Here is a 16,482-nt window from a genome sequence, read left to right as displayed (position 1 = left end):
AAAGAAGTATCCCAAAACATAGATCTTTATTGATTCTTGCTTGAGAATTAAAGAAAGCTATAGAAATGAGGGAAGTTATTTGACACTCTAGAGGACAAAAGGTTTGCGGTTTAGGCCGTTTTATGCTTTTTGAATTTTTTGAGGATTTTGGCTTAAATCCAAGTATTATTGCTAAGCCGTCTATTAATTTACGAGGTTTTCTGTTGATCTAATTGTGAGTGCAGGTTGAGATTTTAAAATGATAAGGTCTCATGAGAAATCTTGAAACAAAAGAGATTTTACGACATATTACATCTTTTCATAAAGAAGCTAAAAGGAAATGATTTAATTGCATTAAAAGAAAAAGAATGCATGTGATGTGCATAATTTTATGAATGAAACCACAAGAGTTATATTCTGATTTGTATAAATTTGTCAGAGTGCTTATCAATGTAAATAATAAAATATTTTAGGGAGGCTATAATGACTGACAAGAACCAGATTGAGAAAGCGGTGTCGTTGGTCGAAGCGGCAAAGTGCTCTGGTGCGGATGCTGCTGATGCGGTTATTGTTCATACACATTCTACCAGTGTATCTGTTCGTTTTGGGAAAGTCGAATCGACAGAAGCGGCCGAGAGCAATGATTTTACTCTAAGGGTTTTTGTTGGAAAAAAAGTAGCCAGTGTTTCTGCTAATTTAGCGTCTTATCCGCAAGAACTCGCAGAACGTGCTGTTGCGATGGCTAAAGCTTCTCCCGATAGTTTATTTGAAGGTTTAGTCGATAAAGAGTGTTTGGTTAAGCAGCCGAAAGATCTTGATCTTTTTGATGATTTTGTACCAAGCAGTCATTTTTTAACAGAGGATGCTTTAAAAACGGAAGCAGCAGCTCTTGATGTTAAAGGCGTAAGCAATTCTGGTGGTGCTGCAACAGTTTATGGCCGTAGTGGGTTTGTTCTTGTAACCAGCGATGGTTTTTGTGGCACCTATCGCTCCAGTTGCTTTTCACGTTCTTGCAGTGCTCTTGCAGGGGAGGGGACACAGATGGAGCGGGATTATGATTATACAACAGCCTTACATTTTTCTGATTTAGAGGCGGCAGAAACAGTAGGAAAAAATGCAGGGCTTGGTGCTGTTCGACGTTTAGGGGCAGTTCGTGCAGCGACAGGAGGTGTTGATGTTATTTTTAATCCGCGTACGGCTCGCGGAATTGCAGGGCATATCGCATCTATGGTTAATGGAGCCTCTGTGGTTCGTAAAACGAGTCTTTTACAAGACTTTTTAGGCAAGTCAGTCATGAAGCCTGATGTTAATGTCACCGATCAGCCTTTGCGATTACGTGGAAATGCTTCTCATCCTTTTGATGGAGAAGGGGTAGAGGGGCAAACACTCAATATTATTGAAAATGGTATTTTAAAAAACTGGCTTCTGTCATCATCTACAGCACGTGAATTGGGGCTTAAAACAAATGGACACGGTGCGCGTTCAGGTGCGTTGGTGCAGCCGACACGTACGAATTTTGCTATTGAGCCGGGTTTAGTATCGCCTTGCGATATGATTAAAGATTTGCGAAGAGGGTTTTATGTGACAGAATTATTTGGCCATGGCATTGATTTTGTTACTGGTCAATATAGTCGGGGTGCTTCTGGTTTTTGGATTGAAAATGGTGAAATTGCTTATCCGGTGAGTGAAGTAACGCTGGGTTCTGATTTGCTCCATATGTTAGCACATTTAACACCTGCCAATGATATTGATCGACGTTATGGTACAGCGGCACCAACCTTGTTAATTGAAGGGATGACACTTGCAGGAAAATAACACGCATCATTGTTCTGATTTAAATCTTTTGTATGACGTTTGTCGAGAGGCGGGAGCTTTAGCGATGCGGTATTTTGGATGCACGTTGGATGTTTGGATGAAAGAGGGGAATTCACCGGTCAGTGAGGCAGATTTTGCTGTTGATCATTTTTTAAAAGATAAACTTCTTGGAGCACGTCCAGATTATGGATGGATTTCAGAAGAAACAAAAGATAATCGAGAACAGCAAAATTATGAACGTTCCTTTGTGGTTGATCCTATTGATGGAACACGTGGTTTTCTTTCTGGTAGCCCTTATTGGTGTATTTCGGTTGCTATTATTGAAAATGGGCGTCCTATTGTGGGCGTTCTACAATGTCCAATTCAAGGGGATGTTTATGCAGCGGTCACGGGTGAAGGGGCGACATTAAATGGGATAAAACTTCCTCGTTTAGCTTCGAGAGTTCATCGAAAATATAAAGTTTCGATTGATAAATCGCTCGCACAAAAATTACCAGATGATTTTCTCAATCGAATCAGTCTTTACCACTATCTTCCTTCTCTTGCTTATCGTATCGTTCTGGTTGCTCAAGATGAGATTGATATTGTATTGGTTCGTCCCAATTGTCATGAATGGGATATTGCCGCTGCTGATCTTATTTTGCAGGAGTGTGGAGGGCGTTTTTTATCGCTTGATGCCCCTTTACTATCTTACGGAATTGAACCTTATCAATATGGACTTCTGATTGCTGGTAAAAATAATTGCTGTCAGGATATGATAGATGTTGTTCGTCAAACAAAGTTAGTTTAATCACATGAAAAACGCTAAAATCATCTGAATGATATGGAGGCACATATGACTAAAGCCAACGAAAAAAAACAATATTTACACCTTGTATTTGGTGGTGAATTAAAAAATCTTAAGAGCAATCAATTTAAGAATCCTGATGATTTAGATGTGGTTGGTATTTTCTCAAATTATCAATCCGCTCAAGAAGCATGGCAGGCAAAGGCACAAAGCAGTGTCGATAATGCATTACAACGGTATTACATTGTAGACTTGCATCAGTTTCTTGATGCTGAATCAGGCGATGCAGAGTAAAATGTGAATAGCGATAGCCTGTAGATTGCCTCACGTTTCTTGATCGTGCTCTTGTAGGTGTGTTCTTTAATTAAAATAGAATGCTGAAAAACAGAAAATGCTTGTTTTTAAAAATTCATATGCTTTTTGAAAAGAAATATTTCAGAGGACATGTAACATTTATTTTACAACAACACTAATGAAGAATATAATGTAACATCTTTCATGGAGTATGTAAAATCCAGTTCGCGTTATCATCTTTACGCTTAATAAAAGTGCAAGATAGCCCACCAAATTATTTATAACAACAGTATTATAGTGAAAAAATATTGCTCAAAGCAGCCTATAATGATACTGCAAATAGTCACTATGCTCTTGAAAGGGATATAAGACGTTAATACGTTACAACTGATAAAAGAGTAGCATCGCTATGAAGCCAATTGCTCCTTTGTTGAGATCATTGGCAGTCCTATTTATCCATTGGAATGGTTTCAACGAGTCATTATTGTAAACTTAAAAACCATGAAAATCATGAGAAGTTTACCGAAATTGGAAACTTAGAGAAACTAAATAGCTTTATGAAGTTAACCTATCCCATCGGAGCCTCTTGAGTATTTGTTTAAAACGATAATTGATAAGTTAATCATTTTATTTAGTGAATTATATACAATCTTAAAAAGAATATTTATCTGCTCTTTTCTAAAAAAGAGGGGGGTAAAAATTAAAAAAAACCTATTTTAATAGCTTTAAGACTTTTAAGAAATTACCTCTTAAACAAGATTAAGTTTTTCTCGGTTGATTTTAAGAGATTGTACTATAATTTAAAATAACAGCTTCAGATTTTTCAAAAGTTCTATTTAAAGGTTCGTTTTATATATTTATTTTATTGAAATAAGAACATAGAGATTGACCTTTCCTTTAAATATATTCTATTTATGCAGGTTATAGCATCTATATGTTTTGCTAATTGATAACTCACACATATCTAAAAATAAAGTATTTTAAAAAAGATCAGTTTTTAAAATCTATAATACATCTTGCTAGCATTACAACAAAAATTGTTAAAAGGTTTTAAAAGATCATGGGCTTCTTAACGAAGATATATTTTAATGATTCACTAAACTTATGAGAGGTATTTTTTAAGAGGTCTGAAAAATTGATAAAACCTGTATCATAAATCGTATTGCGTTTATCTGTTACATTTTAAAAATTATAATCTATTGAAATATAGTTTTGTTATTTTTAACTAAGATTTTTTTAGGGTGCAAAATGAAATAATAAAGTTAATGTCACTGAATAACTAACAAAGTTTCATTAAAGTGGATTTAAAAAATGTGTATTTATTTTGATAGGAAAATATAACAGCAATACGGAGATAAAATTGCATTTCTTTTCCTTTTGTGTTTTCAATTTTCATTATGAATGAAGCTTTTTTATCCAAACTACGGACGGTATTAAAAAAATATAGATGCTCCTGATGATGTTGATAAATTTTTTAACAAAATAAGCTTATAGATATCTCAAAACAGCTGGATGAGGTAATTTTAAATGATAGAATTAAAGGCACATGCGGCTCTTTTGGCTTATCGAATCATTGGTTTTTGCTTATGTCCTGTTATTCCTTTTTATTTGTTTTTTCGTGCTATCCGTGGAAAAGAAGAATGGTGTCGCAAAAAAGAGCGTTTAGGTAAAAGCTCTCTTGTACGTCCCCAAGGTTCGTTAGTTTGGGTGCATGCAGCAAGTGTCGGGGAAACACTTGCGCTTATTCCACTTATCAATCATATTTTATCATTAAAAATTAATGTCTTATTGACAACAGGAACTGTAACATCTTCCTCTCTTGTGAAAAAACATTTTGGTAATCGATTGATTCATCAATATGCTCCTTTAGATTTAAATTTTGCAGTACGCCGTTTTATTCGACATTGGAAGCCTGATCTCGTTTTGATTTGTGAATCAGAAATTTGGCCTCTGCGTATTAAAGAACTTGCCAAAATGCATATTCCGCAGATTTTGGTTAATGCCCATATGTCTGAACGCTCTTTTAAAGTTTGGCAAAAGTGGCGTCTTCTTGCCAAATATATTTTTAAAGATATTAATTTGGCCATTGGGCAGAATGAAAGAGATGTCACTTATTATCATACACTTGGCGTAAAATCTGTTACATTTTCTGGTAATCTCAAGGCTGATGTTTTTTTGTCTGAAGATCAAGCATTACTTTCACGTTATCGTAGTGCTATAGGTAATCGCCCAGTTTGGGCTGCTGTTTCGACCCATGAAGGGGAAGAGGAGATTGCTTTTGAAGTTCATAAGATTGTTAAAAATTATTTGCCAGATTTATTGACGATTATTGTGCCTCGTCATCCAGAACGTTTAGAAGATCTGCTCAAAAAATGTGACAATCAGAGCTTACGCTTTATTCGGAGAAGCAGAAATGCTATTCCAGATATGAATACCGACATTTTATGGGGCGATACGATTGGAGAAATGGGACTCTTTCTTCGTTTATCAAAAGTTTCTTTTGTTGGTAAGTCGTTATGTGGAAAGGGTGGACATAATCCATTGGAATTGGCTTTGCTTGGATCTGCTGTTTTGACGGGGCCTCATGTTTCAAATTTTCAAGAGATGTTTGAACAATTTTTAGCACGTGATGCAGCATGTATGGTTCAAGATACAAAACAGCTTGCGATTGAGGTCTATAGGCTTTTAACAAATGAAACATCGCGACAAGAAATGGTTGATAGGGCTCATGAAGTAGCAACAGCTATGGCAGGTGCACTTGAGCGAACATTAAAGATTTTAGATCCGTTTTTACAACCTCTTGTCATACAAACAGGTTTAAGACAGTGTCAGGGGCAGGGTAGATATGCCTATTAGTGCTCCTCATTTTTGGTGGAAAAATAAAAGCTTTTTGCGTTTTTTATTTGCTCCAATTTCATGGGGGTATGGTTATTTTTCACGTCGTTTTATGGCAAGACAGCCGCCCGTGATTGATCTTCCGGTTTTATGCATTGGAAATTTTACATGTGGTGGTACAGGTAAAACGCCGGTTGTTATTGCTTTTGCCAAAGTGGCTAGAGAACTTGGTTTCATTCCTGGTGTTGTATCACGTGGTTATGGTGGAGCCGTTAAAGGAGTGCATCTTGTAAATGAGAAATATGATACCGCACGCGATGTTGGAGATGAAGCCCTTTTACTGGCACGACATGCGCTTGTCGCTGTATCAACTAATCGTTATGCAGCAGCACAGCGGCTGAAACAAGAGGGATGTGATCTTATTTTAATGGATGATGGATTTCAAAGCCGCCGCCTTTATACAGATTATGCATTACTCGTTGTTGATGCGATGCGTGGTTTTGGTAATGGCGCTGTCTTTCCAGCGGGCCCTTTACGTGTTCCATTAAAAACGCAGTTTTCTTTTATGGATAGCGTTTTATTGATTGGTCACTCAGATGCGTATGATAATATTGCTTTTCTTGTTTCACGTACAGGAAAGCCTTTATATCGTGCACATCTTAAAGCCAGTGCTTCTGATGAGGTTGCTGGAAAATCATTTTTGGCATTTGCAGGGATTGGCAATCCAGATAAATTTTTTCAATCCATCAAAGAATTGTCGGGTCATGTGGTGCAAACTTATACCTATCCAGATCACTATTTTTTCACCGATAAAAATTTAACAAGCCTTATACAAAAGGCTCAAATGCACAATTTATGGCTTGCGACAACTGCTAAAGATTATATCCGTATAAAGACAATTCATACGCAAAAAGATTTGAAAAATCTTATTGTTTTTGATGTGGATGTCGACTTTGTTCAAAAAGATTTCTGTCATATGCTCCTTGAGGAGGTCATAACGCGCTTTAGAAAACGTTCCCTTGAATTTTCTTGTCGTAAAAGGTAAAGGCTCAATTTATAGCTTTTAAGGATCTATTTTTCTTGTGTTTCTAACAATTTCTTGAGATATGGATTGCATTCAAGTTCGCGCTGATAGGAAATTTCACAACTGGCATATGCTTCTTGGCGGTGGTGATTCCAATATTTTAAATCATCGATAGGGATTTTTTGTCCGCTAACAGCACAAATAGTATAGGTTCCATATTCTACAATGTCATATCCGTTATTAGAATAACGAACTTTTGCTTCGCGTTCACCATTGGAAAACATTATCATTCCTTTTTACTTGATATTACTATTCAAGAAAAATGCCATAAGATATATTATAAAGTCAAAAGTGAATTTAAAAATATTTTTCTTATTCAAAATAAGTAAGAGCTTATTTTCTGCCAAAAAGCCGTTCTATATCTGCTAATTTGAGTTCAATATAAGTTGGGCGGCCATGATTACATGTACTTGTGTTGGGTATTGCCTCCATTTGTCGTAACAGTGTGTTCATTTCTTCGGGGCGTAAAAGGCGCCCTGAGCGTATTGAACCGTGACAAGCCATTGTTGCTGCAACATAATCAAGCATTGCTTTTAAATTATCTGTTGTATCATATTCAGCGGCTTCATCTGCAAGATCTTTAATAAGGGCTTGTACGTTAATCTCTCCTAACATGGAAGGTGTCTCGCGTACAACAATTGCTCCAGGCCCAAACGGTTCTATCCCTAAGCCAAATTTTTTCAAAGCATCTTTGTGTGTTAAAAGGCACGTTGCATCCTCTTCAGAGAGTTCTACAATTTCAGGAATGAGTAGTAATTGTGAAGGAAGTGGTTTGGCATAAAGTGCACTTTTGAGGGCTTCATAAACCAACCGTTCGTGCGCTGCATGCTGATCGACAATAATCAAACTATCTTGAGTTTGCGCGATAATATAGTTTTTATGGATTTGTGCTCTGGCTGCGCCTAGAGGGTAAGATAATTCTTCTGATGAAGGTATCGTGCTTGGAATATATGCCTCTCCACTTGGTGTATTTAAGTCCTCCATAAGGGGAGCAGTGTCTTCTTTAAAACCAAAAGAGCTGCTATTATCCAACGGTTTATGAACCATTGAAACAGTGGCAGAAGGGTAAGGCTGTGGGCTGTAAGAAGAGGGGGGGTGAGCATTTTTAAAATTGTCTAATGATTGTGGGGCCAATGGTTTTTGTGTTTGAAAAGCAGCCAACATTGCTTCAGAACGGGTTGAAGTAGGACGAATACCAGCTTGTTGCAATGCTTCACGAATGGCTCCAACGATTAAACCACGAATTAATCCTGGATCACGGAATCGTACATCAGCTTTGGCTGGATGGACATTAACATCTACCTCAGCAGGTGGAAGGTCAATAAAAAGAATAGCGACAGGATAACGATCCCGTGTCATGACATCAGCATAAGCCCCTCGGATTGCACCCCATAGAAATTTATCACGCACGGGGCGCCCATTAACATAGGCAAATTGGTGAAGGCTGTTATTTCGGTTGAAAGATGGCAAACAAGCAAACCCTGTTAAGCGCACAGATTCGCGTTCAGCATTCAGTGTGATACTGTTAGGAGCAAATTCTTTTCCCATAATTTGGGTAATACGTTGTAATTGTCCTTGCGTATTATTTTCTGTCGCAGACAGTTCTATAGAGCTTCTGTCTAGTCCTGAAAGAGAAAAGCGAATATGTGGAAATGCGATAGCAATTCGCTTAATCATATCACTGATAGCATTTGTTTCAGCCCGATCAGTTTTCATGAATTTTAATCGTGCTGGTGTAACAAAGAAAAGGTCACGAACTTCAACAATTGTTCCCAGATTTGCAGCGGCTGGTTTGGGACCTACAATTTTTCCTGCTGTAACGGAAATTTCAGCAGCATTCTCAGCTTCTTTTGTTCGTGAAATGAGCTTGAGTTTAGCAACAGAGCCAATAGAGGGGAGTGCTTCTCCTCTAAATCCAAGGAAGCAGATATTGTGCACGTCATCGGTAATTTTTGAGGTACAATGGCGAGAAACAGCTAAAGTTAATTGATCTGCCGGAATCCCACAACCATTATCACAGACTTTGATAAAATTTTTTCCACCATTTGCTGTAATAATTTCAATGCGCGTTGCACCAGCATCAATAGCATTTTCAACAAGTTCTTTAACAACATTTGCTGGTCGTTCAATAACTTCACCAGCGGCGATTTGATTAATAATATTTTCGCTAAGATGGCGTATAATCATAATAAATTCTAACAGGATTCTTAAAGGGTTTGTAGAAAATTATGATAACATTATTTGTGCAACATTCAAGAATGAGAGGATAGAAGAACTATTATTTCTAAACGCTTCTTATTTTTTCGAGAGCGTATTATATTAAATGTTTTTCATTCTTCGAAGTATTAACAAATTAGTTGGAAAAAATAGAAAAATAGTTTTTATCATCCTAAAATAGCTTGCAGCAATTGATCATCTAGGTCAAAAAAGAAACAGTGTAAAAAGGGAAGGCAATATATATGGCGCGTATAAGCGGTATTTTAGCAGATAGTGATATACAAGCTTTGATTGATAACAACTTTCTGAAAGCTCATAGTCCATTTGATCAATCTCAAATACAGCCCGCAAGTCTTGATCTTCGTTTAGGAAAGAAAGCTTATCGTATACGTGCTTCCTTTATGCCGGGTCTTGATGCAAAAGTTTCGGATAAGCTTGAACGGTTAAAGTTACATGAGTTTGATTTACGAGACGGAGCTGTTTTGGAAACGGGGTGTGTTTATATTGTTCCACTTTTGGAAAATTTGGCTTTACCAGAAACTTTATCGGCGATTGCCAATCCAAAAAGCTCTACGGGACGATTAGATATTTTTACACGCGTTATTACCGATAATGCTCAAGAGTTTGATAAAATTTGTGCTGGTTATCGTGGTCCGCTTTATTTAGAAATTAGCCCACGAACATTTCCAATTTTGGTGCGTACAGGCTCACATTTATCACAGCTTCGATTTAGAAAAGGACAAAGTTATTTAAATGAAATTGAGCTACATGCTTTGCAACGGCAAGAAACGCTGATATCGGATGATCTTCCTAATATTAGTGCTGGTGGTATTGGACTTTCCATTAATTTAAAAGGAGATGACAACGGGCTTATAGGTTATCGCGGTAAACATCATACAAGTGTTATTGATATTGATAAACGTGCTGTTGCCCATGTGTTAGACTTTTGGGAACCTCTGTTTGATCGTGGTCAAAATGAACTGATTCTTGATCCTGATGAGTTTTATATTTTAGTTTCACAAGAATCTGTTCATGTACCTCCACTTTATGCTGCAGAAATGACCCCTTTTGATCCTTTAGTGGGTGAGTTTAGGGTGCATTATGCAGGCTTTTTTGATCCAGGATTTGGGCATAGGGAAGCAGATGGTAAAGGGGCAAAAGCGGTTTTAGAAGTGCGGAGCCATGAAGTTCCTTTTATCTTAGAGCATGGTCAAATTATTGGTCGTTTGGTCTATGAGCATATGCTTAATCGACCATCAATTCTTTATGGACATGATGTTGGTTCCCATTATCAAGCACAGGGTTTAAAGTTGTCCAAGCATTTTAAATAAGCTGAAAACGACGAATTTTGATAAAATGTAGGTCTTAAATATCTTTTAAGTAAGAAAAGTTGTTTTTCACAAAACTGGTACCATGCATTCTATTTTCAATTTTAAAAATTATGATTGTTTTTGCATTTTAGAGGATGTAAGCGGCATTTTTACTTCTTTTTTCAAGAGCTTTTATCCATACGAGCTCCATTTATGAGGAAAAAAAGAATAGTTTCAAATGTTTCATTGTCAAAAGATCTAAAATGAAAGATCTGTACTATATTAAATATATTATGCATATGTATTGTGATAATAAATCAATAAGTTACGAAAATTTGATACAACAATAACGTTTTTGCTTGTTCAAAACAAACATGTAAGCTTTAGATTTTGCTATTAAGTTCATTTTTTTAGAGCTTAAATGCTTAGTATATATTATTTTATATAAAATTGATTATTAAGAGCCAATAAATATTTTTTTTGACTAAAGTTTAGTAATAATTTTATAAATAACGTTCTAATTTTAAGAAATACTCTATATCCTTAAGATATAATACTGCCAGAGCCTTATTAAAGATGAAGGTATTTTATTCGTATGAACATTAAATTTTTTTATACTTTATGTGAATGAGGCACTGTTAAAATTTTATGAAAAAATAACAGTTCTAATTTTGAATATTAATATGAGAAAATTTCTGGATGTCCACAACAGTTTTATTTTCAGCATTTGTAAATAATTTTTTATCTTTTTGGGGAAGGGGATATTTTATAATTAATGACAATGGTCTCTCCATTCTTATAAATGATAATGTAAATAATCTTTTAAAGGGAGAAACGACTGTTAAATTATAGTAAACTAAATGGTGAAGTAAGAGCTCTCGAAGAGATATTTTTTTACAGAAAGTATAATATTTCAATTGTACATGAACAATATATACGTGAATATGTTATTAATACTGCTCCATATTGTGAAGTTTTAAATTTGGGAAAGAGAAAAAAAGACGTTGTTTTTATCAATTGGTTTTTTTAGAAAGTTGCAATCCTTGTTACCTCTATTTATTCAATAGAGCATTTTAGGAGGTCTTTTCTTTTCATTTAGGAACAATGGTGCCATCAATGATTATTTCTTCAACATTTGATTATCGCAAGGCAGCAAAGCGTCGGCTTCCTCCTTTTCTTTTTCATTATATTGATGGTGGAGCTTATGCTGAAGAAACGATGCGGCGTAATTGTACAGATCTTCAAGCACTTGCACTACGTCAAAAGATTCTGAGACAGATTGGTGTTGTTGATCTTACCACCAAGATTTTTGATCAAAAATTCGATTTACCGATTATACTTGCACCTGTTGGTCTAACGGGCATGTATGCACGTCGTGGTGAAGTGCAAGCAGCACGTGCTGCCGTTGCAAAAGGCATTCCTTTTACCCTATCCTCAGTTTCAGTTTGTTCCATTGCAGAAGTGCAGGAAGCGGTTGGAGGGGAATTTTGGTTTCAGCTTTATGTTCTCAAAGATCGCGGTTTCATGCGTGATGTATTAGAGCGGGCTTGGGCATCTGGTGTACGCACGTTGGTTTTTACAGTTGATATGCCAACCCCCGGTGCACGTTATCGTGATGCGCATTCAGGAATGTCTGGTCCTTATGCTGGGTTACGCCGTTTTTTACAAGCTTTTACGCATCCACATTGGGCTTGGAATGTTGGTATTATGGGGCGCCCCCATGATCTTGGAAATGTTTCCACTTATCTCAAAAAGAAGATTGCATTGGACGATTATGTTGGTTGGCTTGGAAAAAATTTTGACCCATCAATTGGTTGGAATGATCTACAATGGATTCGAGATTTCTGGAAGGGAAAAATGATTCTAAAAGGTATTCTTGATCCAGAAGATGCGCGAGAAGCGGTACAATTTGGTGCTGATGGGATTGTTGTTTCCAATCACGGCGGACGTCAGCTTGACGGTGCCTTATCAACGGCACAGGCATTACCATCAATTGCGGAGGCTGTAAAGAATGATTTGGTTATTTTAGTGGATTCTGGTGTGCGTTCTGGGCTTGATGTTGTACGCATGATCGCACAAGGCGCGGATGCTGTTATGATTGGTCGTGCTTTTGTTTATGCGCTTGCAGCAGCAGGTGAGAAAGGTGTTGCTCACCTACTTGATCTTTTTGCCAATGAAATGCGGGTAGCTATGACATTGACTGGTGCCCAGACAATCAAAGAGATTACACATGAGAGTTTAGTGAATACAGATGTTTTTAAGCAATGAGAGCAATATTTCATACTGCTTTTAGAAAAAGAAAGCTTTTTATAGAGGAATATATTTATATATTTCACAAATACATTGACAGTTAACGTTAAGGAAAAAGGTCAAAATTCTTCTCCACAAAATAATAAAAAATATTCAATAATTGCAATACTGAGTAAAGAAAAAAAGCTTAATAATCATAAACGCAGAAAAATCACCAATAACACTTCATAAATCTGTTATTCACTTTAGTTAAAACTCATTCTAAGGATAAAAAGGAACAAGCGCTGCGATTAAAGGCAAAACAACTGTTGACATAGAAAAAATAGATATAAGGAATGCTGTGAACATTTTTCCTCTCTTATTTATATTTTTTATTGAATAATATATTATATGGATATGATATTGTCATTTTATGAAATATATTTTAAAGCAATAAAAAAATACAGGATAGTATCTTAAAAAACGCGTTCACGAGAAAACAAAACAGCACGATTTAACATACTTATCAGACTTTTTTATTTCATCCCCAATTATTGATGACGTTTTAAATTTATAATGTTTTTTTACGACCGTGCATATTAGACAGCAGTTTAATGTTTTTTATATCTTGTATCAGCTTTACGACTTTCAAAAGTGTCGAGAGCAATATCATTTTAAATAATGAAGATTGCGCATTGCCTCACGCTTTTTTTTGTTGCATGTCAATGGGGGCACGACCCTCACGTAAAACAGAACGCCCCCCGGTTGCATATTCACGGGCTTGTTTTAAAGAGACATCTCTCAAAGTGTACACCACTCCCATTTCGCGACAGCTCTCGTGAATGGTGTAACGATAAAGCTCCACTAGAATAATATAAAAGCCATTGAGCACCGCCATCTTTACGCTTATGGAGAAGCAAGCCAACACCATCACACTATTGGCCAGCCTTTGAGTGTTGCGACTGACTTTGGCATTTAAGACAATTTATAAGAGCCATTTTTATTATACAATTTTACCCACACATCACCCCCACTTTTTATGTGCAAACAAATGGTTTTGATTGATTCAAGATAAATAAGTTTGAAATGAGAGAATCTTACGATATTCGGGACTCTCAATTCAATATGAATAACGCTATATTATCATTATAAATCAATAACTTTTATCATTTCTAACACAGTTTTCGTTATACCTTCTCGACTTATTCCATAATGTGCTAAAACATCTAATTGGCTTCCATTACAGATTGGTTCATCTGGTATTCCTAACGATACAAATCTACATGCAATACCGTATTCCATAAGTAATCTTGCAATGGCATCTCCAAGCCCCCCGTTAATGCTATGCTCTTCACAAACAATGACAGAACGGTGGGATTTACAAAATTCTAATAGAGATGCGTTATCTAAAGGGCGAATTGTTGGTACACTGACAACTGTTGGTATAATTTCATATTTTTTGAGTTCTTCAGCCGCATCAAGACAAATCTGCACCGTTTCACCAGTGGCAAGTACGAGAATATCTTTTCCCTTTTTTATAACAGAAGCTTTATTGATATCAATTTTTGCAGCATCTTTATGAATATTTGTAAGAGCACGCTTTCCTAAACGTATATAAGCAGGCATAGGACTGCTTAACGTCGAGAGAATTGCAGCTTCTGTTTCTTTATTATCCGCAGGAGCAATAATGTGTATGTTGGGAATGGCACGAAGTGAAGCAAAATCAGAAATAGCATGATGTGTAGCCCCCAGTGCCCCATAGCTAATCCCAGCACTAATACCAATTAATCGAACAGGATTTTCACAATAAGCGACATCTACCTTTATTTGTTCAAGGGCACGCGTTGTCAAAAAACAAGCCTGCGAAACAACAAAAGGCTTTTTGCCACATGAAGCAAGACCAGCAGCAACACCTACTAAATTTTGTTCAGCAATTCCAACTTCTATAATACGCTCTGGATAGAGCTTTGCAAATTGATCAATCTTTCCAGATAAGCGTGAATCAGCCGTTAAAACAACAATATCTTTATCAAATTTTGCTATTTTTATAAGAGTCTTATTTAAAATATCGAGGTTTGAAAATTTCACGGCATTTTGTGTTTTTTGATGAAGATGATCCACACTCATACTCCCATTAATTGAATTTTTGTCTCAATTTCCTCGACAGCAAGATTATATTCCTCATCTGTTGGAACTTTATGGTGCCAGATTATGTCATTTTCCACGATAGAAATTCCACTTCCCTTTATGGTATTCATAATAATTGCTGTTGGCTTATCCTGATGAAATGGAGGTAATTTTAATGATGTTTTCAGTTGGGCCATATCGTGACCATCAATTTCTACAACATGCCAGCCAAAACTTGTAAATTTATCTGCTAAGGGCTCTGTTTTCATTAAAACATCCGTTTTATCTGTAATTTGCAACCGATTTCTATCAACAACGGCGATGAGGTTGCTCAGTTTATAATGTGCTGAAAAAAGTGCTGCTTCCCAAACAGAACCCTCTGTCATTTCGCCATCACCAAGAAGCACAAAAACACGATAAGATTGAGAATTAAGCAGTCCAGAGAGAGCCATCCCTGTGCCAAGAGATAGGCCATGCCCAAGAGAACCTGTGCTTTGTTCTATACCAGGGACTTTTTTAGTGACATGACCAATAAAATCCGAACCAAAGCCTAAATAAGTATCAAGAAGTTGAGGATCAAAATACCCCATTTCTGATAATACAATATACAACGCTTCAACGGCGTGTCCCTTACTTTGGATATATCGATCTCGATTGGGATCATGGATACGCTTTGGATCTATTTGAAGAATATATTTGTATAAGATATAGATAAAATCAATACAGGAAAGGCTCCCAGCTGTGTGACCAGATTTTGCTTTCCTAATAAGATCAAGTATTTTAAGGCGTAAACGAAGAGCATAAATCGCATCATCAATATTTGCTTTATTGGCTACATAAGCCATATCTTCTTCCCCCCCTTTATAAAATTATCACTTCCAAGTGCAACTTTGTGTGCTATTTATCCTCTATTTTAAACAGTTCGTACGATCATTTTATTTTCTCGTTCCAAACATTGCAATAGCCTTTGCACTTAAACGTTTTATAAGAAGTATTCTCAATTCTTTTTTGTGCAGTTTTTTCCACACACCAATCCTAGCTGTAGCGTGCGCCAATAGTTCTGATGAATTTACGATGAAAAAATTTAAAATAAAATTTTACAGTATTAGATTTTCTCAATTTAATACGAAAACATTAAATCAATATATTATCCTCGGATAAAGAAGGCGCGGATCAGCTTGTACTATAGAAAGCGGTTCTTTGGCATCAAAATGGCGCCACAAAAATCATGGTTTATCAATCATTTATTCTCTAGGGCTCCATGGAAAGATTCATGATATCAGTTCTTTCTATGTTATTCATACTATGAGAAGACAAGCGGATATACCAAAAAAATTATCTTAATCCCCAAACATGAGTCAATTAATCTCGCGAGAATAGAAAATGAAAGAGCTAAATTGTTCCTTTTTTTGGTTTTATGGCACTGAGATCAAAGGGTAAATTTTGTACTTCAGTTTGAGGGTGAAGAATAGGGACAAAATGATCCAACTGTTCTTGTAAGCAATAGGGTAAATTTTACTCTGTAGCTAAGGAAAACTCTTTCTCATAGAGGTCAGGCGAGTTAGTCAGCCAACACAGATAGTTTTGCGACGAACCAGTTCGATAGAATAAAACTTAATATCGCAGTTACTTTTTATCACAATGCAATGAGAATACGGCGAATATAGCTGACAAGAATATTAAAAATAATGGATATACTTTACGTATGAAAAATTAAAACATGTTGATTTTATCACACCAGTTGCTGCCGATATCGATGACAAAAGAAATTTTACTAAAACTTTTAAGATATTCCTCATAGCTTG

General features: G+C 36.2%; 11 protein-coding genes and 1 pseudogene. 7 read left to right on the top strand and 5 right to left on the bottom strand.

The window, feature by feature from the left end:
* The first annotated feature begins 462 nt into the window (after window positions 1–462).
* From FNZ60_RS00780 to lpxK, 5 genes are all read left to right on the top strand, one after another.
* On the top strand, window positions 463–1,794 hold the full coding sequence (locus FNZ60_RS00780; RefSeq protein WP_142415862.1) for a TldD/PmbA family protein: 1,332 nt from the start codon (window positions 463–465) through the stop codon (window positions 1,792–1,794).
* The gene (locus tag FNZ60_RS00775; protein ID WP_142415861.1) at window positions 1,781–2,584 is read left to right on the top strand and encodes a 3'(2'),5'-bisphosphate nucleotidase CysQ; all 804 of its coding nucleotides are present in this window, start codon (window positions 1,781–1,783) and stop codon (window positions 2,582–2,584) included. Before FNZ60_RS00780 ends, FNZ60_RS00775 begins: the two co-directional genes overlap by 14 nt.
* A 45-nt stretch (window positions 2,585–2,629) precedes the next feature.
* Window positions 2,630–2,875, top strand: coding sequence for a DUF4170 domain-containing protein (locus FNZ60_RS00770; RefSeq protein WP_142415860.1), 246 nt, complete (start codon window positions 2,630–2,632; stop codon window positions 2,873–2,875).
* A gap of 1,527 nt (window positions 2,876–4,402) precedes the next feature.
* Window positions 4,403–5,731, top strand: a complete 1,329-nt coding sequence (waaA, locus tag FNZ60_RS00765; protein WP_142415859.1) for a lipid IV(A) 3-deoxy-D-manno-octulosonic acid transferase — start codon at window positions 4,403–4,405, stop codon at window positions 5,729–5,731.
* Complete coding sequence (gene lpxK, locus FNZ60_RS00760) at window positions 5,721–6,755, top strand: tetraacyldisaccharide 4'-kinase (RefSeq protein ID WP_142415858.1); 1,035 nt, start codon at window positions 5,721–5,723, stop codon at window positions 6,753–6,755. Before waaA ends, lpxK begins: the two co-directional genes overlap by 11 nt.
* Before the next feature lie 26 nt (window positions 6,756–6,781).
* Here lpxK and FNZ60_RS00755 read toward each other — a convergent pair whose 3' ends face one another.
* Window positions 6,782–7,018 (bottom strand): DUF2093 domain-containing protein, encoded by a 237-nt coding sequence (locus tag FNZ60_RS00755; RefSeq protein WP_142415857.1) that lies wholly within the window; start codon window positions 7,016–7,018, stop codon window positions 6,782–6,784.
* A gap of 109 nt (window positions 7,019–7,127) precedes the next feature.
* A complete protein-coding gene (gene mutL, locus FNZ60_RS00750; RefSeq protein WP_142415856.1) occupies window positions 7,128–8,981 on the bottom strand; it encodes a DNA mismatch repair endonuclease MutL in 1,854 nt (617 codons plus the stop codon).
* Between the two features lie 272 nt (window positions 8,982–9,253).
* On the opposite strand from mutL, the gene FNZ60_RS00745 reads away from it, so the two are divergent.
* Both FNZ60_RS00745 and lldD read left to right on the top strand, forming a co-directional pair.
* Window positions 9,254–10,342: a 2'-deoxycytidine 5'-triphosphate deaminase gene (locus tag FNZ60_RS00745; RefSeq protein ID WP_142415855.1), complete on the top strand. Its 1,089-nt coding sequence runs from the start codon at window positions 9,254–9,256 to the stop codon at window positions 10,340–10,342.
* A gap of 1,095 nt (window positions 10,343–11,437) precedes the next feature.
* Window positions 11,438–12,589, top strand: coding sequence for an FMN-dependent L-lactate dehydrogenase LldD (lldD, locus tag FNZ60_RS00740; protein WP_142415854.1), 1,152 nt, complete (start codon window positions 11,438–11,440; stop codon window positions 12,587–12,589).
* A 587-nt stretch (window positions 12,590–13,176) separates the two neighbouring features.
* Here the strand turns inward: lldD and FNZ60_RS00735 are convergent.
* From FNZ60_RS00735 to FNZ60_RS00725, 3 genes and pseudogenes are all read right to left on the bottom strand, one after another.
* Window positions 13,177–13,482: pseudogene (locus FNZ60_RS00735) on the bottom strand (hypothetical protein); the annotation flags it as partial.
* 214 nt (window positions 13,483–13,696) lie between these two features.
* On the bottom strand, window positions 13,697–14,677 hold the full coding sequence (locus FNZ60_RS00730; protein ID WP_185913386.1) for a transketolase family protein: 981 nt from the start codon (window positions 14,675–14,677) through the stop codon (window positions 13,697–13,699).
* Complete coding sequence (locus FNZ60_RS00725) at window positions 14,674–15,522, bottom strand: transketolase (RefSeq protein WP_142415852.1); 849 nt, start codon at window positions 15,520–15,522, stop codon at window positions 14,674–14,676. Before FNZ60_RS00725 ends, FNZ60_RS00730 begins: the two co-directional genes overlap by 4 nt.
* Window positions 15,523–16,482 lie beyond the last annotated feature (960 nt).

It is taken from the genome of Bartonella massiliensis (assembly GCF_902150025.1).
GTDB classification, from domain to species: Bacteria; Pseudomonadota; Alphaproteobacteria; order Rhizobiales; family Rhizobiaceae; genus Bartonella; species Bartonella massiliensis.
This window is presented reverse-complemented; position numbering and strand designations above follow the sequence as displayed.

What these genes read in the sequence shown, in the direction of transcription:
- mutL (WP_142415856.1), bottom strand. Translation starts at nt 8,981, where the DNA reads ATGATTATACGCCATCTTAGCGAAAATATTATTAATCAAATCGCCGCT.
- waaA (WP_142415859.1), top strand. Translation starts at nt 4,403, where the DNA reads ATGATAGAATTAAAGGCACATGCGGCTCTTTTGGCTTATCGAATCATT.
- FNZ60_RS00745 (WP_142415855.1), top strand. Translation starts at nt 9,254, where the DNA reads ATGGCGCGTATAAGCGGTATTTTAGCAGATAGTGATATACAAGCTTTG.
- FNZ60_RS00725 (WP_142415852.1), bottom strand. Translation starts at nt 15,522, where the DNA reads ATGGCTTATGTAGCCAATAAAGCAAATATTGATGATGCGATTTATGCT.
- lldD (WP_142415854.1), top strand. Translation starts at nt 11,438, where the DNA reads ATGATTATTTCTTCAACATTTGATTATCGCAAGGCAGCAAAGCGTCGG.
- lpxK (WP_142415858.1), top strand. Translation starts at nt 5,721, where the DNA reads ATGCCTATTAGTGCTCCTCATTTTTGGTGGAAAAATAAAAGCTTTTTG.
- FNZ60_RS00770 (WP_142415860.1), top strand. Translation starts at nt 2,630, where the DNA reads ATGACTAAAGCCAACGAAAAAAAACAATATTTACACCTTGTATTTGGT.
- FNZ60_RS00755 (WP_142415857.1), bottom strand. Translation starts at nt 7,018, where the DNA reads ATGTTTTCCAATGGTGAACGCGAAGCAAAAGTTCGTTATTCTAATAAC.
- FNZ60_RS00730 (WP_185913386.1), bottom strand. Translation starts at nt 14,677, where the DNA reads ATGAGTGTGGATCATCTTCATCAAAAAACACAAAATGCCGTGAAATTT.
- FNZ60_RS00780 (WP_142415862.1), top strand. Translation starts at nt 463, where the DNA reads ATGACTGACAAGAACCAGATTGAGAAAGCGGTGTCGTTGGTCGAAGCG.